The organism is Azospirillum sp. CT11-132, assembly GCF_047302835.1.
In the GTDB taxonomy this organism is placed as follows: Bacteria; Pseudomonadota; Alphaproteobacteria; order Azospirillales; family Azospirillaceae; genus Azospirillum.
Genome location: NZ_JBGLZA010000005.1, coordinates 566,602 through 588,471, shown reverse-complemented (window position 1 = coordinate 588,471; position 21,870 = coordinate 566,602). Strand labels below are relative to the sequence as shown.

The window sequence follows — 21,870 nt, the reverse complement described above, 5'->3', positions numbered from 1 at the left end:
ACTCAGCAATCTTTTCACAGTTCCGCGCATCATGTCGAGATGGCATCTATGGCTTCCCACCACTGAATGAAACCATTGGGTGAGGAAGGTTCATGAGCAGGATCCTCGTTCTGTACTATTCCTCTTACGGCCACATTGGGGCCATGGCCGCTGCGATCGCCGAGGGCGCCCGGGAAGCCGGCGCCGAGGTCGTGGTGAAGCGGGTTCCGGAACTGGTACCGGAGGCGGTCGCCCAGGCAGCGGGATACGCGCCCGACCCAACGCCGGTCGCCACGGTGAACGAACTACCGGACTACGACGCGATCATCTTCGGCACGCCGACGCGCTTCGGAAACATGGCGTCGCAGATGAAGAACTTCCTGGACCAGACCGGCGGCCTATGGTTCCAGGACAAGCTCGTCGGGAAAATCGGCAGCGTGTTCACCTCGACCGGCAGCCAGCACGGCGGACAGGAATCTACGATCCTGTCGATGCATATCGTGCTGCTGCATCTGGGCATGCTGGTTGTTGGGCTGCCATACACCTTCAAGGGCCAAATGCGCATGGACGAGGTGACCGGCGGGTCGCCCTATGGCGCCTCGACGCTCGCCGACGATGGCCACGGCGGCGATCGCCGGCCAAGCGCCAACGAACTTGACGGCGCCCGCTTTCAGGGGCGCCACGTGGCCGCACTCGCCATCGCGCTGGCTCATGGCCGCGAGCGACTGCGCACACCGTCCGGGAGGTAAGCGATGGACGCACTCCACACGCGGAATGACGCTCGCTGGCCGAGTATCCTGCTGATCGTGGGGGCGGGCGTAGTTTCGGCCTGCCAAGTCGGCAAGGCGCCCGCCGCGCTCGCCGCCATCCAGGCCGACCTCGCACTCGACCTCGGCACCGCATCCTGGCTGCTCTCCGCGTTCGCCATTGTCGGCGCGCTCACGGGCATCACCATCGGCGTGGCGGTGGATCACGTCGGCGCCCGGTTCATGGCGCTCGGTGGGCTCCTCCTGCAGGGCGGAGGCAGCGCCATCGGCGCCTTGGCGAATGATGCGCCGCTACTCCTGGCCATGCGCGCAGTCGAGGGGGTCGGATTCCTGGCGGTGAGTGTAGCGGGACCGACCCTGATTGTCGCGGTCGCGCGATCCAGCGACCACAGTCGGGCTATGGCCATGTGGGGCACCTTCATGCCGATTGGCATGTCCGCGGTATTGATTGCAACGCCACTGCTGGACGCCTTGGGGTGGCGCGGCTTCTGGCTGGTGAACGCAGCCCTGCTGATTGGCTATGCTGCTCTGCTGGTGCCGGCCACGCGTGGCATTCCAGCCCGCATGGTTCCCGTGCGGAGCATCGCCCGTGTTGTTCGGTTGGCACTGTCCGCTAGCGGGCCATGGCTCCTTGCCGGGCTTTTCGCCTTCTTCGCGGCGGCCTACTTCGCGGTGTTCGCGTTTCTACCGGCAATCCTGTCCGAACGGTTGTCCGTGGACACCAGGATGGGCGGTCAGCTCACCGGGATTGCGGTATCGGTCAATGCGCTCGGCAATCTTGCCTGCGGCGCCCTGTTGTCGAGGGGTGTGGCTCACCGCACGATCCTACTGGTCGGCTTTGGAGCAATGGCCGTATGCAGCATTGGCGTTTTGAGTGGCGCGTTGTCCGGCGCTCTTGTCTACACCGCCAGCATCGTCTTCTCCGCTCTTGCCGGGCTGATCCCGGTCGCGCTGATCCACTCCGCGCCACGGATGGCGCCCTGCCCCGAGCTGATCGGGGCGACCATCGGTTTCCTGATGCAAGGGAACAACGCCGGGCTCGTCTTCGGCCCGGCTGCAGCGGGTGCACTGGCGGTGGCCCATGGCTGGCCGACAGTGTCCCTCCTGGTCGTAAGCCTCGCCACTGCCGCCAGCCTACTCGCAATCTCGCTGCATCTGCAGCAATGCAAAGCTAGGACACGGCCCAGTTCGGTGAGGTACCCGGCTGCGGTAGATGAACTGTAGCCAGAGCTTACGGTTCCACATTGCCTTCGGCTGGCGTAGCCGGCTTGCTTCCAGATGCGCCCCCTCAGGACTTTGGTGCACAAATTGGCGCGAGGGCGGAGTTCACCGGCGGCCAGGGGTGCTCAGTCGACCTTGCGGGTGGTCGGCATGCTCAAGCTGGTCATCATGTTCTTGACCTTGCAGCCGACGGTGGCCTCGACCTTCCGGGCAGGCAGAGTGCGAGCAAGGAGGCTGTGCCCGATCAGTTGCTTGTAGCGCATCGTGGCCACCTCGCCCAAGGAGCGGTGGCCGTAGTGGACCGCCCGCTGCCAGCCCAGCCGACCGCGCTCGTTGATCAACTGGATGTGGGGATCGCGTTGGCTGGGGGTGCCGGCAGCGGTCTCGCTCGGCATCGCGGTGGAACGCGGCGGAATGATCACCTTGGCGTCGGGTGTGTGTGCGGCGACAGCGCGGTAGACCGGCTCACCGTCATATGCGCCGTCCACCAGCACCGTGCCGATCGGGCGCTTGATCTGGTCGAGCAGCGGGCCGACCAGCGAGGCATCGCCGTCCTGCATGGTCGTCAGCTCCGAGGCGAGGATGTCGCCGGTATCGGGATCGACCGCCAAGTGGAGCTTTCTCCAGCTCCAACGCGCCTGGCCTCCATGCTTTTCCAGGTGCCACTCCCCGGTGCCGAACACCTTCAGCCTGGTGGAATCGATCACAACGCTCACCAGCCCCTCCGCCTTCGCCAGGGCGGTCGCCACCGCGAGGTTGGCGCTGCGTCGGGAGAAAGTCATGTGATCGGGAACCGGCAGGTCGAGGTCGACCAGGCGCATAAGCGAGCCCAAGATGCCTTCGGTTTGCCACCACGGCCAGCCAAACGCGAGGCGCAGCATCAGCCCAACCTCATTGGCGATGTCCGAGTAGCGCGCCGGCCGGCCACGCCGGCCTCCACGCGGCGATTGCCTCGGGTGTCACCCAGATGGTCAGGTGCCCGCGTTAACGCAGTGCCGCGTCGTACGTCGCCCAATTCTCGACGCGGTAGCGGGCCTTCGGAATGCGGTGGCGACGGTTCCTGTTGGCCTTGTACGGCATGTGGCTCTCGGCGTCAGGGGGACGCCTCTATACCGGCCCGGTACTCCGCCCGCCAACCGTCAATCGAATTGCGCACCAACGTCGCCCGTTACGGCATCTAGGCGCGTTGAGGCGTCTCTGAGTCAGCGTTCGCGCCGGTAGTGCATGGCGACGGCGCCTTTATGGAGCGGCTTCACCGAGACCAACTCGAGTCGTCGCGAACTGGGCAGCCCGCCCTGGTACAGAGTCGGCCCGTGGCCAACGATCCTGGGATGAACGAGGAACTTATACTCGTCGATCAGATCCAGCCGATCCAGCTCAGTTGCGAGTTTGCCGCTACCAACGAGTACGCCCGCCGGAGTCGCGTCCTTGAGCCTTTGCACGCCTGTCCGCAGGTCGCCGGCGATGTGGTGGCTGTTGGTCCAAGGGAAGTCCTTTCGTGTCGATGACACCACGTACTTCGGCTTGGCTTCTAACTTGACCGCCCACTCGCGTATCGCCGGCGGCGCCTCCACCTCCCCGCGGGCGACCGCCGGCCAATAGCCCTCCATCATCTCGTAGGTGAGGCGGCCCCACAGCATCGCCCCGCCCTCGTCCATGAGGCCGGTGAAAAACGCGTGGGTCTCGTCGTCAGCGATTCCCTCTTGGTGGTCGACGCAGCCGTCCAAGGTTACGTTTATGACGAAGGTCAAAAGTCCCATGTGGCGAGCCTGAGCAATTTGAGCACAAAGATCTAGAGCGATCGCTCCCGTATGAAGTTCGGTCCACAATACGCCACTTTGTAGGATTGTCCCTACATTTCGTTTGGTAGCTCTCGCTCAAATGTAGTATTGTAGCATCCTCATAATGTCTGGAGTGGATAGCATGGGCCGTATGATATCCAGCAGAGAGTTCAATCAGAACCCAAGCGAAGCGAAGCGAGCAGCCGAGGATGGTCCGGTGATCGTCACCGATCGCGGGGAGCCGGCTTTCGTGCTGCTGCGCTACGACACCTATCAACGCCTGTCGGGCGAACAGGGCGGCTCCATCGTCGAGTTGCTGCGCCAGGACGATGCCAGTGCCGACTTCGATTTCGAGCCGGCGCGGATCGACGACATAGCCCGGCCGGCGGTGCTGGACTGATGTTCCTGCTCGACACCAACGCCATTTCCGAACTGCGGCGGCCGGTGCGGGCCAACCCCGGCCTGCTCGCCTGGGCGGGCGGCGTGCCGCCGGCCGACTTATTTATCTCCGCCATCACCCTGTTCGAGGTCGAGCTGGGCGCAGGGCAGGTCGGCCGCCGGGATGCCACCCAAGGGGCGGTGCTGCGCGCCTGGATCGATACCCAGGTGATACCGGCCTTCCGGGGCCGCATCCTGCCGGTCGATGCCGAGGTGGCTCAGCGCTGTGCGACGCTCCACGTTCCGGACCCTCGGCCACAGGGCGACAGCCTGATCGCGGCCACCGCGCTCGTTCATCGCTTGACCGTCGTGACCCGCAACGTGCGTGATTTCGAGCCGATGGGCGTTGCACTGCTCAACCCCTGGATCAGCAACTGACCCCCTCCAGCCTTTCCAGAAACCGCCCGTCGCCAAGAGACTGTCCGACACGGCCATCACCGACAGCAATCTGATCGCTCTTTCTTCCTTGTCTGAGGTGGACCGCAGGCAGGTAAGCGACATGCCGCGAGGGATCGGACCTGCCGCGCTACTCCGTCTCGAACGGCCATGCTGGTAAAACGAGAGGGGCTTGTCTCAGCGACTTGTCCACGCGCGGGGCCGTCAGCCCTGGCGTTCTGCGCAACAACGCCGGTCGGCTTAAGCAGCTGAACTTATTGGGCAGGTTTGACATCGTCCAGCTTGCGGAGAGCGCGACGATCACCAGCGCTGGCGCGCACGCCTGAGCGGCCAGGATGTGTCGCTCTAAAGTAGTGAAAACACTACTCACTCATTGACGCAGGCCAGCACTGTTCATATAGTAGTGAGATCACTACAAGGAAGCTGAGATGCGTCGCACCGTATCCGCAGCCGACGCCAATCGGCATTTCTCCGAGATCCTCGGGCAAGCCATCATCGGGCACACCGTGATCATCACCAAGCGTGGACAGCCGGTGGCGCAGTTGGCGCCTTATGATCGGTCTGCCGCCAAAACCGATGGCGGCTCGGCTTGGAACCGTCTGTTCCAGACGCTGGAAGATGGCGTGGACCTCGGGGACGCGCGGTTTGACCGTGACGCCCTTTATGACCGGTAACCGCCATGCGCTTCACGCTCGACACGAACATCTTGGTCTACGCGGTCGACCGATCCGCCGGGAAGCGGCACCATCAGGCTGTTAGCCTGATCCACCGCCTCCCTGGCCGGGACTGCGTGTTGACGCTCCAGTCTCTGGCAGAGCTCTTCCGCACCCTCACCGGCGCGAAGCAGGGCATCCCGCCGGGGCGAGCAACAGAAATTGTCCAGCAGTGGCGCGACATATTGCCGGTGGTGGCGGCGGACGACGCGTGCCTCACGGATGCCATGGACGCAGTCACCCACCATGGCTGGTTGTTTTGGGATGCGATGATCTGGGCGACAGCAAAGCGTCACGGGTGCCGGCTCCTCCTGTCGGAAGATGGTCAGGCCAGTCGTACGCTGGGTGGAGTCACCATCATCAACCCGTTTGCCGATGGCCCGCAGCCTCTTCTTGATCAGGCGCTGGGCGTGAACTGAACGCGATCTGCCGTTTGTTAAGTGAACGCCAGTTGCCGATGCCCTGCACATGGTCCAGGTCTCTTCCTCGCCAAGACAGGCGCCACCCGCAAGTACGTTCTGCCGTCCAGCTCGGATGGTGGTGGCCATGGGGCAATGGGCAGGCGAACCCTGGCCCCGGGTCCGCGGCCTCGCGATGTCTTGCGTCTTGCTCCGGGTCAGGTGTGCGGCCTCTAGTTTGGCCATCTCCTCAGCCACCAACCGCTCATGCTCATGGAACAGGTTCAGCGCGACATTGGTGCAGAGCTCAGCACGTTGACGGACTCCGCCCTGGGCAGTTGGCGTTCAGACGACCTTGCGGGAAACCGGCATCCTGAGGCCGGTCATGATGTTGAGGACCTGGCAGCCGACGCGGGTCTCGACCTTCTGCGTCGGCAGAGTCCGGGCGTGCAGGCCGCGGCCGATCAACTGCTTGTACCTCAGCATCGCGACCTCGCCCAAGGAGCGGCGTCCGTAGCGGACCGCCCGCTGCCAGCCCAGCCGACCGCGCTCGTTGATCAACTGGATGTGGCGATCGCGTTGGCTGGAGGTGGTGTCGGCCGTGTCGCTCGGCACCGCCGTCGAGCGCGGTGGAATGATCACCGCCGCGACCGGGCTGTGGGCGACCACGGTCCGATAAGTCGGGTTCCCATCGTAGAGGCCGTCCGCGATAACGGTCGCGATCGGGCGCATGATCTGATCGAGCAAGGGGCCGACCAAAGAGGCGTCGCCCTCGTCCGTGGCGGTCAGCGTGGACGCGAGGATCTCGCCGGTATCTGGGTCAACACCCGGATGCAGTTTCCGCCACGTCCGATGCGCCGTGCATTTCCAGGTGCCACTCCCCGGTGCCGAACACCTTCAACCCGGTGGCATCGATCAGAACGCTCACCAGCCCCTCCACCGTCGCCAGGGCGGTCGCCACCGCTGGGCGACCGGGCCCAACACGGGGGCAAGCCGAAGCCGGGAGCCACCTTGCAGGAAATGATCGACCGGGGTCTGCTCACCCCGGACGACGATGGATCCCATTGGCTGACGGCCCGCTTTACCGACATGGGCATCGCGGCATTGCGACGTATAGACGGCGACAAGAGGGCATTGCCGCCTGAAAAAATGCCGACAGCTCCTCCACAAGCTTGGAGTGGGGCGCCTGGTGGACGATAATGGGCCGGTGGGTCCGTCGCTGAGACGGCCTGCGCTCTATACCCGTAAAGGAAAACAGAAAGTGATGTTGAACACGGACTTCGGCGAACCCCTCGACAAGCTCTGCCCGAAGTGCGGGAGCGCACACCTCATCCACAGCGTGGAAGCGCAGGCGGTCCGTTTCCCCTATGGGCCCGGGGACGTCCTGATGGCGACCGTCGATGTGCAGGTCCCTGTTACCACGTGCGGCGCCTGCGGGGACGCCTGGACTGATGCCCGAGCAGAGAGCGTCCGGGAGGAAGCCGTCTTGCAGCGCCTTGCTGAGTTGAAGGCCTGAGAGGTCTGCCGCAACTGAGAAGCTGTTTGCGGCAGTTATGCGCGGACCTCCTGGGGAACGAGCCGCTTTAGGCGCCGTGCGAGGATCGAGTTAAGGGCGATTTGGACGAAAGCGATGAGGTGCGACTTTGGCGCACAATTCGGCGCGCAAGTGGAGTCCGCCGACCGACTGCGGTGATCAGGCGCTTTTGCGCGAGACGGGCATGCCCAAGTTGGTCATGATGTTGATCACCTCGCAGCTGACGGCCGCCTCGACCTTCTGGGCAGGCCTACTCCGGGCGTGGAGGCTGCGCCCGATGAGTTGCTCGTAGCGCATCATGGCCACCTCGCCCAAGGAACGGCGGCCGTACTGGACTGTCCGCTGCCAGCCGAGCCGACCATGCTCGTTGATCATCTGGATGTGGCGGTCGCACCGGGTGGGGGAGGTCTCGGTGCTCCCGCTCACCACTGCGGTCGCGCGCGGCGGGATGATCACCTCCGCCTTCGGTGCCAGTGCCGCGACGGCGTCGTACGCGCCGTCGGCCAGGACCGCGCCGATCGGGCGCTTGATCTGGTCGAGCAATGGAGCGACCAGAGAGGCATCCCCCTCCTCGTTGGACGTCAACTCCGAGGCGAGGATCTCACCCGTGTCTGGATTGACCGCGAGGTGCAGCTTTCGCCAACTCCGGCGCGCTTGACCACCGTGCTTTTCCAGGTGCCACTCACCCTTGCCGAACATCTTCAGCCCCGTGGAGTCGATGACCACGGTGACTGGCCCGTCCGTCCTGACCAGCGCCGACGCGACCTCAAGGTCGGCGCTGCGGCGGGAAAAGGTCGTGTGATCCGGAGCCGGCAAGTCCAGGCCGAGCAGGCGCATCAACGAACCCAACCGGCCTTCGGTCTGCCGCCACGGCCGTCCGAACGCCAAGCGCAGCATCAGCCCAGCCTCAATGGCGAGGTCCAGTGGCGCGATGGTCGGCCTCGCCGGCCAGAACGCGCCGGCGTCCAGCCAGCGATAGCCTCCGGCGTCACCCAGATGGTCAGGTCGCCACGCCGACGCAGCCCCGCATCGTAGGCCGACCAGGTCTCCACCCGGTAGCGGGCGCGGGGGATCTTGTGGCGGCGGCTCTCGTTGGCCTTATACGGCATGCGGGTCTCAGCTTCAGCGGGGCGCCTCTGATACCTGCCAAGACCACGACATCGCCAGCTACCAACAAATTTCGCACCAATGTCCTCTGCAGTGGGATTTTTCTATCGAAATCAACGATGTAAACCATCATTCCGTGTGGCCGTGATTGGACGTCGATCCACAGTCCAGGTTGAAGGCGACGGCGCGGATGGGGGGCAGCTTGGGCTCGCCAACTCCGTAGTTTACGTGGTAATGCCCTCCGCGAACACCGTCAAAAGTTGCAACCGAACCGCTCCGCGGGGGGCTGCCGAGTATCCGATCTCGAGCCGGCTCCTGTACCCAATAGGATGCCGAGCCGTTCCGCTGCGCCAGTGATATGGTCAGACATTGCCTGAGCGGCGCGGGGGCAGTCACGCGATCGCAAAGCCTCGAGAATCCGTTCGTGTTCTTCCAGGGTTTCCCAAACGCGGTCCTCCTGCGCGAAAGGAAGCCTCTGGATCTCCGCAACCACGGCATCAACCGTTCGGAACAGGTCCATGAACATGCGGTTGCCGCAGCCTTCAACGATCAGGCGGTGGAAATTGCTGTCCTCCACTCCGGCTTGTGCGAAGTCATGTGCTTGGAAGGCGGTGCGCATCCGGACCAGCGTGCTGGAAAGCGTTTCGAGTGCGGTGTCGGGCAGGGCGATAGCGGCCAGTTGGGCGGCCTGTGGTTCCAACGCCAGGCGCGCCTCGTAGACTTCGCGGGGCGAATAGAGGTCGGCGAACCGCCAAGCGGCGACCGGGTCCGGTGGCTTTCCATCTGTCAGGAAGACGCCACGCCCCACCTCGATCCTGATCAAGCCAAGGGTCTCCAGTGCTGAAAGTGCCTCGCGCAGAGACGCGCGGCTGATGCTCAGCCTTTCGGCAAGCTCGCGCTGGGGCGGCAACTGGTCGCCCGGACGCAGCCCCTGTTCGTCGATGATCTGGCGGATCTTCTCGACCGCCGCCTGTGGCACCAACAGCCGTCCACGCATCCTGCCGATCCCTGTCTGTCGTTGTTCTTGCCGGGGTGCCCCACGCGACGCCTTGACAATAGCTCAGAAAGGGCGTGCAATCCAACTGGTCAGACCGGTCCGGCCTATCAGACCAAAGAAAAATACCACCGGCTTTCAGGGATTCGCGTCAGGCATTCACCCACCCATGCAGGGAGACGCAGGTACAGCCATGCGCAGACAGATTCTCAAATTCGCTCTCCTCGCGGCGGCGACGGCCACCGTCTGGGGCAACTTCGCACCGGCCCACGCCGCCGACCTCGCCGTCGGTGCCAACATCGGCAATGTCCCGTGGGAGTTCCAAGACGCATCCGGCAAGTTCGTCGGCTTCGAGATCGATGTGGTCAACGAGGCGGCCAAGCGCCTGGGCAAGACCGTGGAGATCGTCAACATCCCCTTCAACGGTCTGTTCTCCGCCGTTCAGTCGGGTCGGATCGCCATGGCGATTTCGTCGATCACCATCACCGACAAGCGCCTGGACTCGGTCTCCTTCGCCCAGCCTTATTATGACAGCGACCAGTCGCTGACCGTGCGGGCGAACACCCCGCTCAAGAGCGTCGAGGACCTGAAGGGCAAGTCGCTCGGCGTCGACACCGGCTCCACCGGCGACATGTGGGCCAACCAGAACCAGGCGAAATACAGCTTCGGCGACGTCCGCCGCTATGAGGGGCTGCAGCCGGCCATGCTCGATCTTGGGGCCGGGCGCCTGGACGGCTACATCAGCGACATTCCGGCCCTGCTCTACTACACCAAGGACAAGCCGCAGTTCAAAGTCGTCCAGCGCATCCCGACCGGCGAGCGCTATTCCGTGATGTTCGCCAAGGACAGCCCGCTGCTACCCGCCGTCAACGAGCAGATCACCGCGATGAAGAAGGACGGAACTTTGGCGGCCCTGCATGAGAAGTGGTTCGGCGTCAAACCCGAGGCCGAGGGCAGCACCGTCAAGGTTCTCGACATTCCGAAGAAGTCCTGAACGCGGACCGTCTCCCCGCAATTGCACCTAATGGCCGGGGACGTGGCGCCCGAGCGGTGTCATGCCCGGCCGTAGCCTCCGGGCCGTCGCCTTACGGCCTGGACCCGGCCCATGCCTGGACATTCTCTCATGGACTTGATTGACACCTTCTTCAACGGAAGGGTGCTGTGGGATGCGCTGCCGCTCCTGCTGATGGGGCTGGGGACGACGCTGACGCTGGGGATTCTCAGCATCGCGCTCGGCCTCATCGGCGGCCTGATCCTCGCTCTTCTGCGCCTTTACGGCCCGCCGACCCTGAGCGGACTGTGGGTGCTGTACATCGACCTGTTCCGCGCCATTCCCATCTTGGTGCTTCTGGTCATCGTCTATTACGCCCTGCCGTTCGTTGGAATCCGACTTTCCCCCTTCGCGTCCGCCACCACCGCCCTGTCTCTGGTCAGCGCCGCCTACAGCGCGGAAATCCTGCGGGCCGGCATCCAGGCGATCCCCCGCGGCCAGTTCGAGGCCAGTCAGGCGCTGGGCCTGTCCTACTGGAGCATGATGGGGGACATCATCCTGCCCCAGGCCGTCCGCGTCGTCATCCCGCCGATGACCAGCAACTGCATCAACGTGATGAAGGACACGGCACTCGCCTCCGTCGTCGCGATGCCGGACCTGTTGAAGCAAGCGACCCAGGCCCAGGCACTGGCGGCGAATCCGACGCCGCTGATCGGCGCTGCCGCGCTGTATGTGCTCCTGCTCCTGCCGATGGTGCGCGCCGTGGGCTCGCTGGAAAGACATTTTGCCCGGGAGCGCCGCTGAGATGCAGACCAAGAATATGCAAACGGGGGAACGGGGCGTGGCCGCGCCCGCACCGTCCGCCGCCCGGCCGATCATCTCCATCCGCGACCTGCGCAAGATGTACGGCAGCTTCTGCGCCCTGTCCGACATCAACCTCGATGTCGCGGAAGGCGAGGTCGTCGTTCTGCTCGGCCCCTCGGGTTCGGGCAAATCGACCCTGATCCGCTGCATCAACCTTCTGGAGACCTACGACGGCGGAACCGTTCTGGTGGACGACGTCGCCGTCCGGCCCGGCCCCAATCTGGCGGCCGTCCGCAGCGAGGTCGGGATGGTGTTCCAGAGCTTCAACCTGTTTCCCCATATGACCGTGCTGCGCAACGTCGCGTTGGCGCCGATCCGGGTGCGCAAGCTGACGCCGAAGGCCGCGGAGGACAGGGCCATGGAGTTGCTGACCCGCGTCGGCATCGCCGAACAGGCCGGCAAATTTCCCGGCCAGCTTTCGGGTGGCCAGCAGCAGCGCGTCGCCATCGCCCGCGCGCTGGCGATGGAGCCCAAAATCCTGCTGTTCGACGAGCCGACCTCGGCGCTTGACCCGGAGATGGTCGGCGAGGTGCTCGACGTCATGCAGTCGCTGGCCCGCACCGGCGTAACCATGGTGGTCGTCACCCACGAGATGGGGTTCGCCCGCCGCGTGGCCGACCGCGTGATCTTCATGGAGCGCGGCCAGATCGTGGAAGAGGCCAAGCCGGACGCCTTCTTCTCCGCGCCCAAGGAGGAGCGTGCCCGCGCCTTCCTGCAAGCGGTGCTGAACCATTGAGTGCCCTCCGGAGCATCCCGCCGGTGCCGCTGACCGGCGAGGTTTTCGCGCCGTTCGGTACCGTGCTCGCCGCCGGCCTTGGCAGATCGTCCCTGGTCAATGACGGGCGCGGCATCCGCTATGACGCCGAGCATGGGCTGGGCTTCGCCGGCGAACCGCTGCCGCCGGTGCTGGCGCTCTATCGCCTCACGCCGTCGCGCCTGCCCTTCACCGTGACGGCGATGGAGCAGCACCCGCTCAGCAGCCAGACATTCGTCCCCATGACCGGCGGACGCTTCCTGGTGGTGGCCGCCCTGGCCGATGCCGATGGCGAACCGGATCCCGAAACAGCCCGCGCCTTCATTGCCGGTCCCGATCAGGCGATCACTTATGCCGGCGGGGTCTGGCACTGTCCGCTTGTGGCACTCGACGAGACCGCCGACTTCGCCATGATGATGTGGCGCGCTCCCGATCCCGACGCCGACTGCCGCGTCGTCTCCCTGTCCGTGCCGCTGCTGGTCGCCGACCAGACCGCGACGACCTGACCGAAGGAACTGAACCCGTGTCGAACGTGACGTCCTCCCCGCTCGATCTGTCCTTTGTCCGCTCCCAGTTCCCTGCGCTCGCCGGCGATTGGATCTTCATGGACAATGCCGGGGGTTCCCAGACCCTAACGCGTGTCGCCGACCGCATCCGGGATTATCTGCTGACCAGTAATGTCCAGTTAGGGGCCAGCTACGCCGTATCGCGGCAGTCCGGCGCACGGGTCGCCGACGCCCATGCCGACATCGCCGATCTGATCGGCGCCGCCCGGCCGGACGAGGTGGTGATGGGGCCGAGCACGACGGCTTTGCTCTACACCCTGTCGACGGCGATGGCCGAACAGATCCGGCCCGGCGACGAAATCGTCGTCACCAACTGCGATCACGAGGCCAACATCGGCCCCTGGCGCAAGTTGGAGGAGAAGGGCGCCGTCATCCGGACCTGGGCGGTCCGCCCCGACAGCCTGGAGCTGTCGCTGAACGACCTGGAGCCTCTGCTGAACGGACGCACGCGGCTTGTCTGCGTCACTCATGCCTCGAACATCCTCGGCACCATCAATCCGGTGGCCGACATCGCCCGGCTGGTGCACCGGCACGGCGCCAAGCTGCTGGTCGACGCCGTCGCCTATGCCCCGCACCGCGCGGTGGACGTGGCCGGCTGGGATGTCGATTACTATGTCTTCAGCTTCTACAAGGTTTATGGTCCGCATTTTGCCGTACTTTACGGCAAGCACGAGCATCTGGCGGCACTGCCCAGCCTGAACCACTACTTCATCGACCGCTCGGTGATCCCCTACAAGCTCCAGCCTGGCAACGTGAATTACGAACTCGCCGTCGGCTGCACCGGGATCGTCGATTACCTTGCGGAGCTGGGGGAGCGCTGCGGCGCCACGGGACCGCGCCGGGCCAAGATCGAGGCTGCCTTCGACGCCATCGCCGCCCATGAGGAGGCGCTTGCCGAGCGGCTGCTCGCCTATTTGTGCGGACGCAACGATGTGACAGTCATCGGCCACTCCGCAGCCGATCGGACCCTGCGGGTGCCGACCATCAGCTTCGTGGTGGACGGTTACCGGTCGGACGAGGTGGTGAGCGCGGTCGATGCATCGATGATCGGCATCCGCTTCGGCGATTTCTATGCCAAGCGCCTGATCGAGACGCTGGGGCTGGCCGCCGTCAACGGGGTAATCCGCGTTTCACTGGTCCACTACAACACGCTCGACGAGGTCGACCGTCTCATCGAGGCGCTCGGCCGGGCCATGCCGCAGGCGCGGTGAGCGCCAGGAAGACCAAAGGATGACCGACCGATCACATCTGGAACAGGATAAGGCACATGGCTGAGTTCGATCTGGTGGTGCGCAACGGAACGGTGGTCACGGCCGCCGATGTCAGCCGCTGCGACATTGGCATCAAGGACGGCCGCATCGTCGCCCTGGCCGAACGGCTCGACACGTCCGGAGCGGTCCTCGACGCCTCCGGCAAGCTGGTGATGCCGGGCGGCATCGACAGTCACGTCCACATCGCGCAGGACGGCGATGACGGCACGATCATGGCCGATGATTTCCGCAGCGGCACGCTGTCCGCGGCCTTCGGCGGCAACACGACGGTCATTCCCTTTGCGCTGCAGCCCAAAGGCCAGTCGCTGCGCGCCGCGGTGCAGAATTATCACGCGCGGGCGGAAGGCCAGTGCCTGACCGACTATTCCTTCCATCTCATCATCTCCGACCCCACCGAGCAGGTCCTGGGGCAGGAACTGCCCGCCCTGGTCCAGGACGGCTACACGTCGTTCAAGGTCTTCATGACCTATGACGACCTGAAGCTGAACGACCGCGAGCTTCTGGAGGTGTTCGACGTCGCCCGGCGCGAGAAGGCGCTGGTGATGGTCCATGCCGAAGGCTATGACGCCATCAAGTTCCTGACCGAGCGGCTGGAGCGCGCCGGCCGCACCGATCCCTACTATCATGCCGAATCCCGCCCAATCCCGGTGGAGCGGGAGGCGACCCACCGCGCCATCTCCTTCGCCGAGATCGTCGACGTGCCGATCATGATCGTCCACGTCTCCTCTGCCGATGCCATCGAACAGATCCGCTGGGCGCAGAGCCGCGGACTGAAGGTCTATGCCGAAACCTGCACCCAGTATCTGACCCTGACGGCCGACGACCTGAAGGGACTGAACATGGAGGGCGCCAAATACGTCTGCAGCCCGCCGCCGCGCGACAAGGAAAGCCAGGACGCCTGCTGGACCGGCCTGCAATCCGGGCTGTTTTCCGTCTTCTCCTCCGACCATTGCCCCTTCCGCTTCGACAGCCCCGCCGGCAAGAAGAAGCAGGGCGAGCGGACGGCCTTCAAATGGGTTCCCAACGGCATCCCCGGCGTCGAGGTCCGCCTGCCGATCCTGTTCTCCGAAGGGGTAGGGAAGGGACGGATTTCACTGCAGGAGTTCGTCGCCCTCACATCCACCAACCACGCCCGCATGTACGGCCTCGCTCCACGGAAGGGCAGCATCTCGATTGGGGCGGATGCCGACCTCGTGCTGTGGGATGCCGACCGCAAGGTGACGATCACCCAGGAACTGATGCACCACGGAGCCGATTACACGCCCTATGAGGGGATGGAGGTGACGGGCTGGCCTGAAACCGTTCTGCTGCGCGGCACTGTCATCATCGACAAGGGCGTCCAGACTGGCAGGGCAGGCGATGGCCGGTTTCTGCACCGGTCGATCTCGCCCTTCGCGGCCCCGCGCGGCCGCCGCCCGACGCACTATGACTGAGCGGATGGCGACGGGGGCGATGCCGGAAGCGCTCTGCCGTTCGCAGAGCGCTTGATCAGACGCGGAGCTGGCGGGGGCGGCCGGCGAGAAAGCCGAAGAAGCCCGCCAGCACGGCAATGGCGACGAAGAGCAGGGTGGAGGCGTGCCAATCGCCGCTCCAGCCATGCAGCAGCCCAACCAAGAATGGACCGGCTGAGGCCAGCGTGTAGCCAACGCTTTGCGACATGCCCGACAGGTGCGAAGCGGTGCGGCTGTCGGGCGAGCGCAGCACGATCAGGGTCAGCGCGACGGCAAAGGCCCCGCCTTGTCCTATCCCAAGAATCACTGCCCACAGCGCGATGGTGCCGAGTGGCGCGTAGAGACAGCCGACCATGCCGACCAGGCTGCAGCCGAGCATCGAGACGGCGGCGAGGCTCTGGCTCGGGGTGCGCGTCGCCAGCATGGGCGCGACCAGCGCTGCCGCCACCTGAACCATGATCGAGCCGGAAACGATCAATCCGGCCGTCGTCGGATCAAACCCGCGGTCGCGCAGCATCGGCGCCATCCAGCCGAACACGATGTAGGCCAATGCCGATTGCAGCCCCATGAACAGGGTGATCTGCCAAGCCAGCCCGTTGCTCCACAGGCCGCGCACTGACGGGCTGCCGGGTCCGGTCGCGCTCTGGCGTCCACGTGCCAACGGCAGCCAAGCCAACGCCGCCACCACGGCCGGGACCGCCCAAAAGGCGAGGGCGCCGGTCCATTGCCCCAAGGCGCCCTCAAGCGGCACCGTCGTCCCAGCGGCGGTCGCTGCCCCGGCGCAGAGCGCCATGGTGTAAACACCCATCATCAAACTGATTTTCTGAGGGAAATCACGCTTCACCACAGCGGGCAAAAGCACGCCGATGATGCCGATCCCAGCACCTGCCAGCGTTGCCCCCGCGAGAAGCGCGGCGAAGTTGCCGACCCCGCGGAGGGCGACGCCACCTCCCAGAATCAACAGCATGATGAATATCATCCGTTCCGTACCGAAGCGCTGGGCCAGATGTGGAGCCACCACTCCAAAGAGGCCGAGGCACAGCACGGGTGAGGTGGTCAGCAGGCCTGCCTGCCCAGACGTCAGGCCGGCGTCGCGCACCACATCGCCCATGACCGGCGCAAGGCTCGACAGCGCCGGCCGCAGGTTCAGCGCCACCAGCACCAAGCTGACGGCGACCAGCAGCGGGTGATGCAGGGCTGAGTTCTTCGCCCGCGCGTCTTTCACCTCAGGGTTCTCAGTCCGAATGGCCGCCGGGCAGTTGTTAGAAGGGTCGGCGGAACGGCCGGCGGCGCTGTCGATGTTCATGAACGGCCTGGACAGTGTGAGTGGCAGGGCCAGGCAATCGACCATTGGTTGCTCGTACGGTCAAGCCGGTTCCGTCATCTCTGACCTCAGGCTTAGGCCATGGCCGTGGTCGAGTAGCTCAGTCATTCGGCATTCGCCCCCACAGATGCATATTTCAGCGGAAAGCACCCGTCCGTTTCCGTGAATTCGCCCACACGTAGGGGTGGTGTCGGGGGCCGAACCAGCCTTTGATATGTCCATGATCCTTCCTCGGCACAGGTCAAGGAGGATAGGGAAGCTTCGAGCAAGGTCGGACATGCGACGGATCGGAGAATTCCTTCGTCTGTGGGATGAGTTCGGTGCCAGCCAGCGGCAGATTGCCGACACCTGCCGGCTGCCGCGGAACACGGGGTTCCGTCAGGTTTCGCGCCAAGTCTGAGCTGACGACCCAGGGGTCGCTAGCTGACAGTAGGGACGGAGACCGATCCCGAGCGTCGCCAACGTCGGCGTGAACCCCAAGTGACCTTCCCCGGCAGAATGGACACCGGGTCAAGCGGCTCGAAACTCGGCCTGGTCCGGGGTGATGTCGCCGAGAGCCGAGTGCGGGTCGGTCCAAGATGCGTGTGGAAATAGGCTTCAAAGCCGCTGTCCGGAAGAGGCTCGGCCTGATGCCGTAAATTCCCTTTTCTTTTAATAGTTTGTAAAGCTACGGCTTGTGTCCGAGAAGGCTAACGTTTTTGGACGGTGATGCCTCTCCACGAGGAAACCGGACCTCGTTGCCCTTGGCATGGGCGGGAAATGGTGGAATCGGCACCGTCAAGTTCGGGCTGGCAGGGGCGCCTGGGTGACGGTATGGGGCCGGCATGACGACGCGCCCCGATGCGATGTACGCCGGCTACCGCTTCCCTGCCGAGGTGATCAGCTACGCGGTGTACCTGCACTTCCGCTTTCCGCTGAGCCTTTGGATGGTCGAGGAGATGGTGGGGCTGCGTGGTCTCACGATCAGCCATGAAACCGTGCGCTAATGGGGCCTGAAGTTCGGCCGAGAGATCGCCACCCGCATCCGGCAACGGCGCCTTGCGCGCGGCGACACGTGGCATTTGGATGAAGTCGTGATCAGCGTCGCCGGCAAGAAGCACGACCTGTGGCGGGCGCTCGACCAGGACGGCTTTGTTCTCGACGTGCTCGTGCAAAGCCGGCGCGACACGAAGGCGGGCAAGCGTCTGCTGGGCAAGCTGTTGAAGAGGCAGGGCCGGGCGCCGCGGGTGCTGATCACCGATAAGCTGAAGTCCTACGCAGCCTCCAAGAAGGCCCTGAAGCTGCGCAGCGAGCACCGCCAGCATAAGGGCCTCAACAACCGGGCCGAGACCAGCCATCAGCCGACGCGCAGACGCGAGCGGCAGATGAAGCGCTTCAAGTCACCCCGGCAGGTGCAGCGATTCCTCTCCATTCACGACCCGATCAACAACCTCGTCCACCTCCGCCGCTACCGTCGCCCCGCTGCCGAGTACCGCACCGCCCGAGCCCAAGCCTTCGCCGCCTCGGCCGAGGTGGCCGGCGTGCCCCTGGCCGCGTAATCACCTTTGTCCACCGGGCATTCCTGGTCATACCGCGCCCGCCACCATCACCGGCGCCGACAAATTGACGGTGCCTTGCCGACCTGCTCGCTGTCGCCTGACCAACACGGAGCCGGAGGACGGGCTCTCTGCGCCCACTCGCTCACCTTGGCGCGAGACCTGATGGAACCGTCAATCCTGCTCCGTCGCGACGGTGAAGTTCGAGTCCTCGTGCCTCAACTCGTCCAGCAGGTCGTCGATGATGCGCAGCGCCTGTGACGTGGCGGCATTCATTTCGCTTCCGGTGGGATGAATGAGGAACAGCGTGCGCATCAGTGCCGGGTCGCAGATCGGCCGGATCACCAGGGTGCCGGTCTGGACGTCCTCCGCGACGGCACTGTGCGGCAGGATCGCGCAGGCCAGTCCACGCCGGACCATGTCCTTGATCGCCTGCATCGATTCCAGCGAGAAGGCGACGTTCGGCACCAGCCCGCGCGCGGTCATCGCGCCGGTGACCAGACGCCGGACCAGATCGCCCTCGTTCGGCATCGCCAGTTCGGCGTCGGCGATGGCAGCCAGTGACAGCGGACCGATCCCGTCGAACTGCGAGCCCGGATGGGTGATCAGGCACAACGCCTCGTTCAGCCGCGGCTCCCGGTGCAGCATGCGGCTGCGCGGCACCGTGTAGGCCAGCGCGAGATCCAGCTTGCCCGAGGAGACATGACCGATAAGGGAGTGGCTTAGTTCCTCGAACAGTTTCAGTTCGACCCCCGGCAGGGCGCCGTGCAGCCGTTCCATCAACCTGCCGGCCAGAAGCCCCGACAGGCTGGGGGTCAGTCCCACGGCCAGCGTTCTCGGAACCTGTCCGGCAACCTCGCGCAACGAGCGTTTTAAATCCTGCAGGCGGCGCACCATCAGCCGCGCCTCTTCCAGGAAGAGGAGGCCGGCCGGGGTGGGGTGGGTCCCGGTGACGGTGCGGACCAGCAGAGGCACGCCGAACTCTCTCTCCAGCGCCTTGATCTGCACACCCAGCGCCGGCTGCGCGATGTTCAACGCCAGCGCCGCCTTGCTGATGCTGCCCAATTCGCAGACGAGGATGAAACTTTCCAGCTGGCGGCTGCGCATCTGCGGGATCCATTGCTTTGGCGGCCGTTGCGGCCGTTCACATCGCTTGTATCGGAGCGACGGCAGGCAGGTCGGTACGCCCCGGGCATGGTCCCGAAGCCTCGCATCGGCGGCGGGGGAGGACAAACAATTTTTGTATGGGGGTGGTCCAAAGCTGTCCTAGACAGAGCCGGCGGGCTGCTTTTGTATGCTTACAAAACAAACAGAATTCAGGCGGAACGCCCGACACCGGGAGGGAGATGCAGCCCATGCGTGGTCTATCGTCAGAAAGAGCACCGGTCCCCGAGGATCCGGCAGGCGGGTCCCATCCGGCGCAGCCCATACCGTTCGGCCGCGCCCCGGGTCCCAACGGTCTGACGGCAGGAAGCCATGCGGTGATGACCGGTGTCACCCGCATCTTCGGATCGGCGATCCATGCGTTGGGGCCGGTCGATCTGGAACTGCGCCGAGGAGAGTTCTTCTCCATCGTCGGGCCGTCCGGCTGCGGTAAATCCACGCTGCTCGACGTGCTGGCCGGGCTGAGCAGCCCCACGGACGGTACGATCACCTTCGAAGGCAAGCGCGTGCGCGGCACGGTTCCCGACGGGGTCGGCGTGGTGTTCCAGGAGGATGCGTCGTTCCCCTGGCTGTCCGTGCGCGACAACATCGGCTTCGGCCTGCGCCGCGCCGGCTTCCGTGGCGCCGAGGCGGAGGACCGCGTAAGCCATGCCATTGATTTCATGGGTCTGAACGATTTCGCCGACGCCTATCCCAACCAATTGTCCGGAGGTATGCGCCAGCGCGTCTGCATCGCTCGCACTCTGGTCATGCGTCCGCGCCTTGTCCTGCTCGACGAGCCGTTCGGCGCGCTCGACCAGCAGACACGCCTGCTGATGGGCGACGAACTGCTGCGGCTGTGGCGGGCCAGCGGGGCGACCGTCCTGCTCATTACCCACGCGCTGGACGAGGCGGCGATGCTGTCCGACCGCATCGGTGTTATGTCGTCGCGTCCCGGCCGCTTCATCGAGATCGTCGAGACCGGCTGGCCGCGCGACCGGACCAGCGCCATCGCCGCCGAACCCGCCTTCGGTGACGTCACCACCCGCCTGTGGAACACGCTGCGCGAAGAGTCGCTGAAGGCGATGGCCAGCCAGCGGAGGGTCGTGGGATGACGCGGGCCGGCATCCAGCGCCTGCTGATCACCGCCGCGGCTGTCCTGGCGCTGGAGGCATCCTGCCGCCTGGGCTATGTCGGGCGCGGCACCATGATCCCGCCGTCGGAGATGCTTGCCGAACTGGTCCGTCTGATGGGAACCGACGGGTTCTGGTCGCAGATCGGCTTCACCCTGCGCAACATCCTCGCCGCCGCCGTCGCCGCGATGGTCGTGGGCTTCGCCGGCGGCGTCGCGCTCCACGCCCTGCCGCGGGTCCGCCGGGCGGTCGAGCCGCTGATCGCCAGCTATTACGCCCTGCCGTTCTTCGTGCTGTATCCGCTGTTCATCGTTCTGCTCGGCATGAACGCGCTGCCGATCATCGCCATGGGCTTCCTCTATGCCGTGATGGCGATGGTGACGGCGACGCTGTCGGGGCTGGACCGCATCCCGCCGGTGCTGCGCAAGGTCGGACGCACCTACCGCCTCGACCGTGTGCAGGACGCGCTGCTGATCCAGCTTCCGGCCGCCGGGCCGCACATCTTCACCGGGGTGAAGCTGGCGCTGAGCTATTCGGTGACCGGCGTCATCGGGGCGGAGTTCATCCTGGCCGGCAGCGGGCTCGGCTACTCCATCGCCTTCGCGTACAACAATCTCCAGGACCGAACGATGTACGCGCTGCTGCTGTTCGTGGTGGTCTTCGTGTCCAGCCTGACGGTGCTGCTGCACTGGGCGGAACAGCGGGTGCGCCACCGCTCCGGCGCCGGCCGTGTCGGCGCCGCCCGCGACACCGCCGGGGGCGGGGAGAAGCTGGTGGCCGCCGCTGTTATCGCCCTGCTGATCCTGGGTGGCTGGCAGCTGTTCCACGGGCTCGCGGGGGATGAGGCCCTGGCATCGCCCGCCGTTACCCTGAACCGGCTGATGGTCCTGTTCGGCAACCCGTCCTTCTGGGAAAACGTGGCGGAGACGGCGAAGGCGCTGGGGCTGTCGCTGCTCATCTCTTGCATCGGCGGCGGGCTGGCGGGTGTGCTGATCGGTGCCAACCGGTCGCTGTCGGACGTTCTGGAGCCGTTGTTCGTCACCCTCTACGCGATTCCCAAGGTCACGCTCTATCCGGTGATCCTGCTGCTGTTCGGCCTGGGCATGCCGGCGAAGGTCGCCTTCGGCACCCTGCACGGCTTCATCCCGATGATGCTGGTTACGATGGGGGCCATCCGCGCCATGAACCCGGTGCTGCGGCGATCGGCCCGGGCCATGCGGCTGACGTGGATGCAGACGCTGACCGCGATCCTGGTGCCGGCGACGGTCCCGGAAATCGTAACTGGCCTGCGCATCAGCTTCTCCATCACCCTGCTGGGCGTGATGGTCGGCGAGATGTTCGCCTCCAAGCGCGGGCTGGGCTTCATGATCATGAACGGCATCAGCGTCAACGACACCGCGACGATGATGAGCGTCACCGTGTTGATCGGCCTGTTCGCCCTGGCGGTCAACAGCGCGCTGCTCGCGCTCGACAACCGGATGCACCGGGTCGCCTGAGCGGCACCCGCCTT

General features: G+C 65.2%; 18 protein-coding genes and 4 pseudogenes. 15 read left to right on the top strand and 7 right to left on the bottom strand.

The window, feature by feature from the left end; translation table 11 throughout:
* Positions 1-92 precede the first annotated feature (92 nt).
* Complete coding sequence (wrbA, locus tag ACCD06_RS22365) at positions 93-728, top strand: NAD(P)H:quinone oxidoreductase (protein WP_109072809.1); 636 nt, start codon at positions 93-95, stop codon at positions 726-728.
* A 3-nt stretch (positions 729-731) separates the two neighbouring features.
* On the top strand, positions 732-1,970 hold the full coding sequence (locus tag ACCD06_RS22360; protein WP_413343603.1) for an MFS transporter: 1,239 nt from the start codon (positions 732-734) through the stop codon (positions 1,968-1,970).
* 122 nt (positions 1,971-2,092) lie between these two features.
* Here ACCD06_RS22360 and ACCD06_RS22355 read toward each other — a convergent pair.
* Positions 2,093-3,047: pseudogene (locus ACCD06_RS22355) on the bottom strand (IS5 family transposase).
* A 122-nt stretch (positions 3,048-3,169) separates the two neighbouring features.
* Entirely contained in the window at positions 3,170-3,727 is a 558-nt protein-coding gene (locus ACCD06_RS22350) for a dihydrofolate reductase family protein (RefSeq protein ID WP_109072811.1), read from the bottom strand.
* 145 nt (positions 3,728-3,872) lie between these two features.
* Here ACCD06_RS22350 and ACCD06_RS22345 point away from each other — a divergent pair, with 145 nt between their 5' ends.
* From ACCD06_RS22345 to ACCD06_RS22330, 4 genes are all read left to right on the top strand, one after another.
* The gene (locus tag ACCD06_RS22345) at positions 3,873-4,148 is read left to right on the top strand and encodes a type II toxin-antitoxin system Phd/YefM family antitoxin (RefSeq protein WP_413343601.1); all 276 of its coding nucleotides are present in this window, start codon (positions 3,873-3,875) and stop codon (positions 4,146-4,148) included.
* Positions 4,148-4,564 (top strand): type II toxin-antitoxin system VapC family toxin, encoded by a 417-nt coding sequence (locus tag ACCD06_RS22340; protein WP_109072813.1) that lies wholly within the window; start codon positions 4,148-4,150, stop codon positions 4,562-4,564. The genes ACCD06_RS22345 and ACCD06_RS22340 overlap by 1 nt, the downstream gene beginning before the upstream one ends.
* Positions 4,565-5,010: 446 nt before the next feature.
* Complete coding sequence (locus tag ACCD06_RS22335) at positions 5,011-5,256, top strand: type II toxin-antitoxin system Phd/YefM family antitoxin (RefSeq protein WP_109072814.1); 246 nt, start codon at positions 5,011-5,013, stop codon at positions 5,254-5,256.
* A gap of 5 nt (positions 5,257-5,261) precedes the next feature.
* Positions 5,262-5,714 carry a PIN domain-containing protein gene (locus tag ACCD06_RS22330; RefSeq protein WP_413343599.1) on the top strand — a complete coding sequence of 151 codons (453 nt, stop codon included), beginning with the start codon at positions 5,262-5,264 and terminating at the stop codon, positions 5,712-5,714.
* A gap of 324 nt (positions 5,715-6,038) precedes the next feature.
* On the opposite strand, the pseudogene ACCD06_RS22325 reads toward ACCD06_RS22330, so the two are convergent.
* The 3 genes and pseudogenes from ACCD06_RS22325 to ACCD06_RS22315 form a co-directional block, all read right to left on the bottom strand.
* Positions 6,039-6,657, bottom strand: a pseudogene (locus ACCD06_RS22325) (IS5 family transposase); the annotation flags it as partial.
* Between the two features lie 729 nt (positions 6,658-7,386).
* Positions 7,387-8,336, bottom strand: a pseudogene (locus ACCD06_RS22320) (IS5 family transposase).
* Positions 8,337-8,587: 251 nt separating this feature from the next.
* Positions 8,588-9,331, bottom strand: a complete 744-nt coding sequence (locus tag ACCD06_RS22315; RefSeq protein WP_136702754.1) for a FadR/GntR family transcriptional regulator — start codon at positions 9,329-9,331, stop codon at positions 8,588-8,590.
* Between the two features lie 190 nt (positions 9,332-9,521).
* On the opposite strand from ACCD06_RS22315, the gene ACCD06_RS22310 reads away from it, so the two are divergent.
* The 6 genes from ACCD06_RS22310 (at position 9,522) to hydA (ending at position 15,207) form a co-directional block, all read left to right on the top strand.
* Complete coding sequence (locus ACCD06_RS22310) at positions 9,522-10,322, top strand: ABC transporter substrate-binding protein (protein ID WP_109072821.1); 801 nt, start codon at positions 9,522-9,524, stop codon at positions 10,320-10,322.
* Between the two features lie 129 nt (positions 10,323-10,451).
* Positions 10,452-11,123: an amino acid ABC transporter permease gene (locus tag ACCD06_RS22305; RefSeq protein WP_109072822.1), complete on the top strand. Its 672-nt coding sequence runs from the start codon at positions 10,452-10,454 to the stop codon at positions 11,121-11,123.
* A gap of 97 nt (positions 11,124-11,220) precedes the next feature.
* A complete protein-coding gene (locus tag ACCD06_RS22300) occupies positions 11,221-11,919 on the top strand; it encodes an amino acid ABC transporter ATP-binding protein (protein WP_199231979.1) in 699 nt (232 codons plus the stop codon).
* Complete coding sequence (locus tag ACCD06_RS22295; RefSeq protein WP_109072823.1) at positions 11,916-12,443, top strand: ureidoglycolate lyase; 528 nt, start codon at positions 11,916-11,918, stop codon at positions 12,441-12,443. The genes ACCD06_RS22300 and ACCD06_RS22295 overlap by 4 nt, the downstream gene beginning before the upstream one ends.
* Before the next feature lie 17 nt (positions 12,444-12,460).
* On the top strand, positions 12,461-13,714 hold the full coding sequence (locus ACCD06_RS22290; protein ID WP_211103511.1) for a cysteine desulfurase-like protein: 1,254 nt from the start codon (positions 12,461-12,463) through the stop codon (positions 13,712-13,714).
* Positions 13,715-13,770: 56 nt separating this feature from the next.
* A complete protein-coding gene (hydA, locus tag ACCD06_RS22285; protein WP_109072824.1) occupies positions 13,771-15,207 on the top strand; it encodes a dihydropyrimidinase in 1,437 nt (478 codons plus the stop codon).
* A 55-nt stretch (positions 15,208-15,262) separates the two neighbouring features.
* On the opposite strand, the gene ACCD06_RS22280 is transcribed toward hydA, so the two are convergent.
* The gene (locus ACCD06_RS22280; RefSeq protein ID WP_413343595.1) at positions 15,263-16,576 is read right to left on the bottom strand and encodes a CynX/NimT family MFS transporter; all 1,314 of its coding nucleotides are present in this window, start codon (positions 16,574-16,576) and stop codon (positions 15,263-15,265) included.
* 797 nt (positions 16,577-17,373) lie between these two features.
* Between ACCD06_RS22280 and ACCD06_RS22275 the strand changes: the two are divergent.
* A pseudogene (locus ACCD06_RS22275) lies at positions 17,374-18,087 on the top strand (IS6 family transposase).
* Between the two features lie 171 nt (positions 18,088-18,258).
* Here ACCD06_RS22275 and ACCD06_RS22270 read toward each other — a convergent pair.
* The gene (locus ACCD06_RS22270) at positions 18,259-19,191 is read right to left on the bottom strand and encodes a LysR family transcriptional regulator (RefSeq protein ID WP_109072826.1); all 933 of its coding nucleotides are present in this window, start codon (positions 19,189-19,191) and stop codon (positions 18,259-18,261) included.
* 377 nt (positions 19,192-19,568) lie between these two features.
* Here ACCD06_RS22270 and ACCD06_RS22265 point away from each other — a divergent pair, with 377 nt between their 5' ends.
* Both ACCD06_RS22265 and ACCD06_RS22260 read left to right on the top strand, forming a co-directional pair.
* On the top strand, positions 19,569-20,342 hold the full coding sequence (locus tag ACCD06_RS22265) for an ABC transporter ATP-binding protein (protein ID WP_169054887.1): 774 nt from the start codon (positions 19,569-19,571) through the stop codon (positions 20,340-20,342).
* A complete protein-coding gene (locus ACCD06_RS22260) occupies positions 20,339-21,856 on the top strand; it encodes an ABC transporter permease (protein WP_413343592.1) in 1,518 nt (505 codons plus the stop codon). Before ACCD06_RS22265 ends, ACCD06_RS22260 begins: the two co-directional genes overlap by 4 nt.
* The last annotated feature ends 14 nt before the right edge of the window (positions 21,857-21,870 follow it).

Excerpts from the sequence above, each read along its gene's own strand:
- wrbA (WP_109072809.1), top strand. The coding sequence starts at position 93 with ATGAGCAGGATCCTCGTTCTGTACTATTCCTCTTACGGCCACATTGGG.
- ACCD06_RS22360 (WP_413343603.1), top strand. The coding sequence starts at position 732 with ATGGACGCACTCCACACGCGGAATGACGCTCGCTGGCCGAGTATCCTG.
- ACCD06_RS22350 (WP_109072811.1), bottom strand. The coding sequence starts at position 3,727 with ATGGGACTTTTGACCTTCGTCATAAACGTAACCTTGGACGGCTGCGTC.
- ACCD06_RS22345 (WP_413343601.1), top strand. The coding sequence starts at position 3,873 with ATGTCTGGAGTGGATAGCATGGGCCGTATGATATCCAGCAGAGAGTTC.
- ACCD06_RS22340 (WP_109072813.1), top strand. The coding sequence starts at position 4,148 with ATGTTCCTGCTCGACACCAACGCCATTTCCGAACTGCGGCGGCCGGTG.
- ACCD06_RS22335 (WP_109072814.1), top strand. The coding sequence starts at position 5,011 with ATGCGTCGCACCGTATCCGCAGCCGACGCCAATCGGCATTTCTCCGAG.
- ACCD06_RS22330 (WP_413343599.1), top strand. The coding sequence starts at position 5,262 with ATGCGCTTCACGCTCGACACGAACATCTTGGTCTACGCGGTCGACCGA.
- ACCD06_RS22315 (WP_136702754.1), bottom strand. The coding sequence starts at position 9,331 with ATGCGTGGACGGCTGTTGGTGCCACAGGCGGCGGTCGAGAAGATCCGC.
- ACCD06_RS22310 (WP_109072821.1), top strand. The coding sequence starts at position 9,522 with ATGCGCAGACAGATTCTCAAATTCGCTCTCCTCGCGGCGGCGACGGCC.
- ACCD06_RS22305 (WP_109072822.1), top strand. The coding sequence starts at position 10,452 with ATGGACTTGATTGACACCTTCTTCAACGGAAGGGTGCTGTGGGATGCG.
- ACCD06_RS22300 (WP_199231979.1), top strand. The coding sequence starts at position 11,221 with ATGTACGGCAGCTTCTGCGCCCTGTCCGACATCAACCTCGATGTCGCG.
- hydA (WP_109072824.1), top strand. The coding sequence starts at position 13,771 with ATGGCTGAGTTCGATCTGGTGGTGCGCAACGGAACGGTGGTCACGGCC.
- ACCD06_RS22280 (WP_413343595.1), bottom strand. The coding sequence starts at position 16,576 with ATGGTCGATTGCCTGGCCCTGCCACTCACACTGTCCAGGCCGTTCATG.
- ACCD06_RS22270 (WP_109072826.1), bottom strand. The coding sequence starts at position 19,191 with ATGCGCAGCCGCCAGCTGGAAAGTTTCATCCTCGTCTGCGAATTGGGC.
- ACCD06_RS22265 (WP_169054887.1), top strand. The coding sequence starts at position 19,569 with ATGACCGGTGTCACCCGCATCTTCGGATCGGCGATCCATGCGTTGGGG.
- ACCD06_RS22260 (WP_413343592.1), top strand. The coding sequence starts at position 20,339 with ATGACGCGGGCCGGCATCCAGCGCCTGCTGATCACCGCCGCGGCTGTC.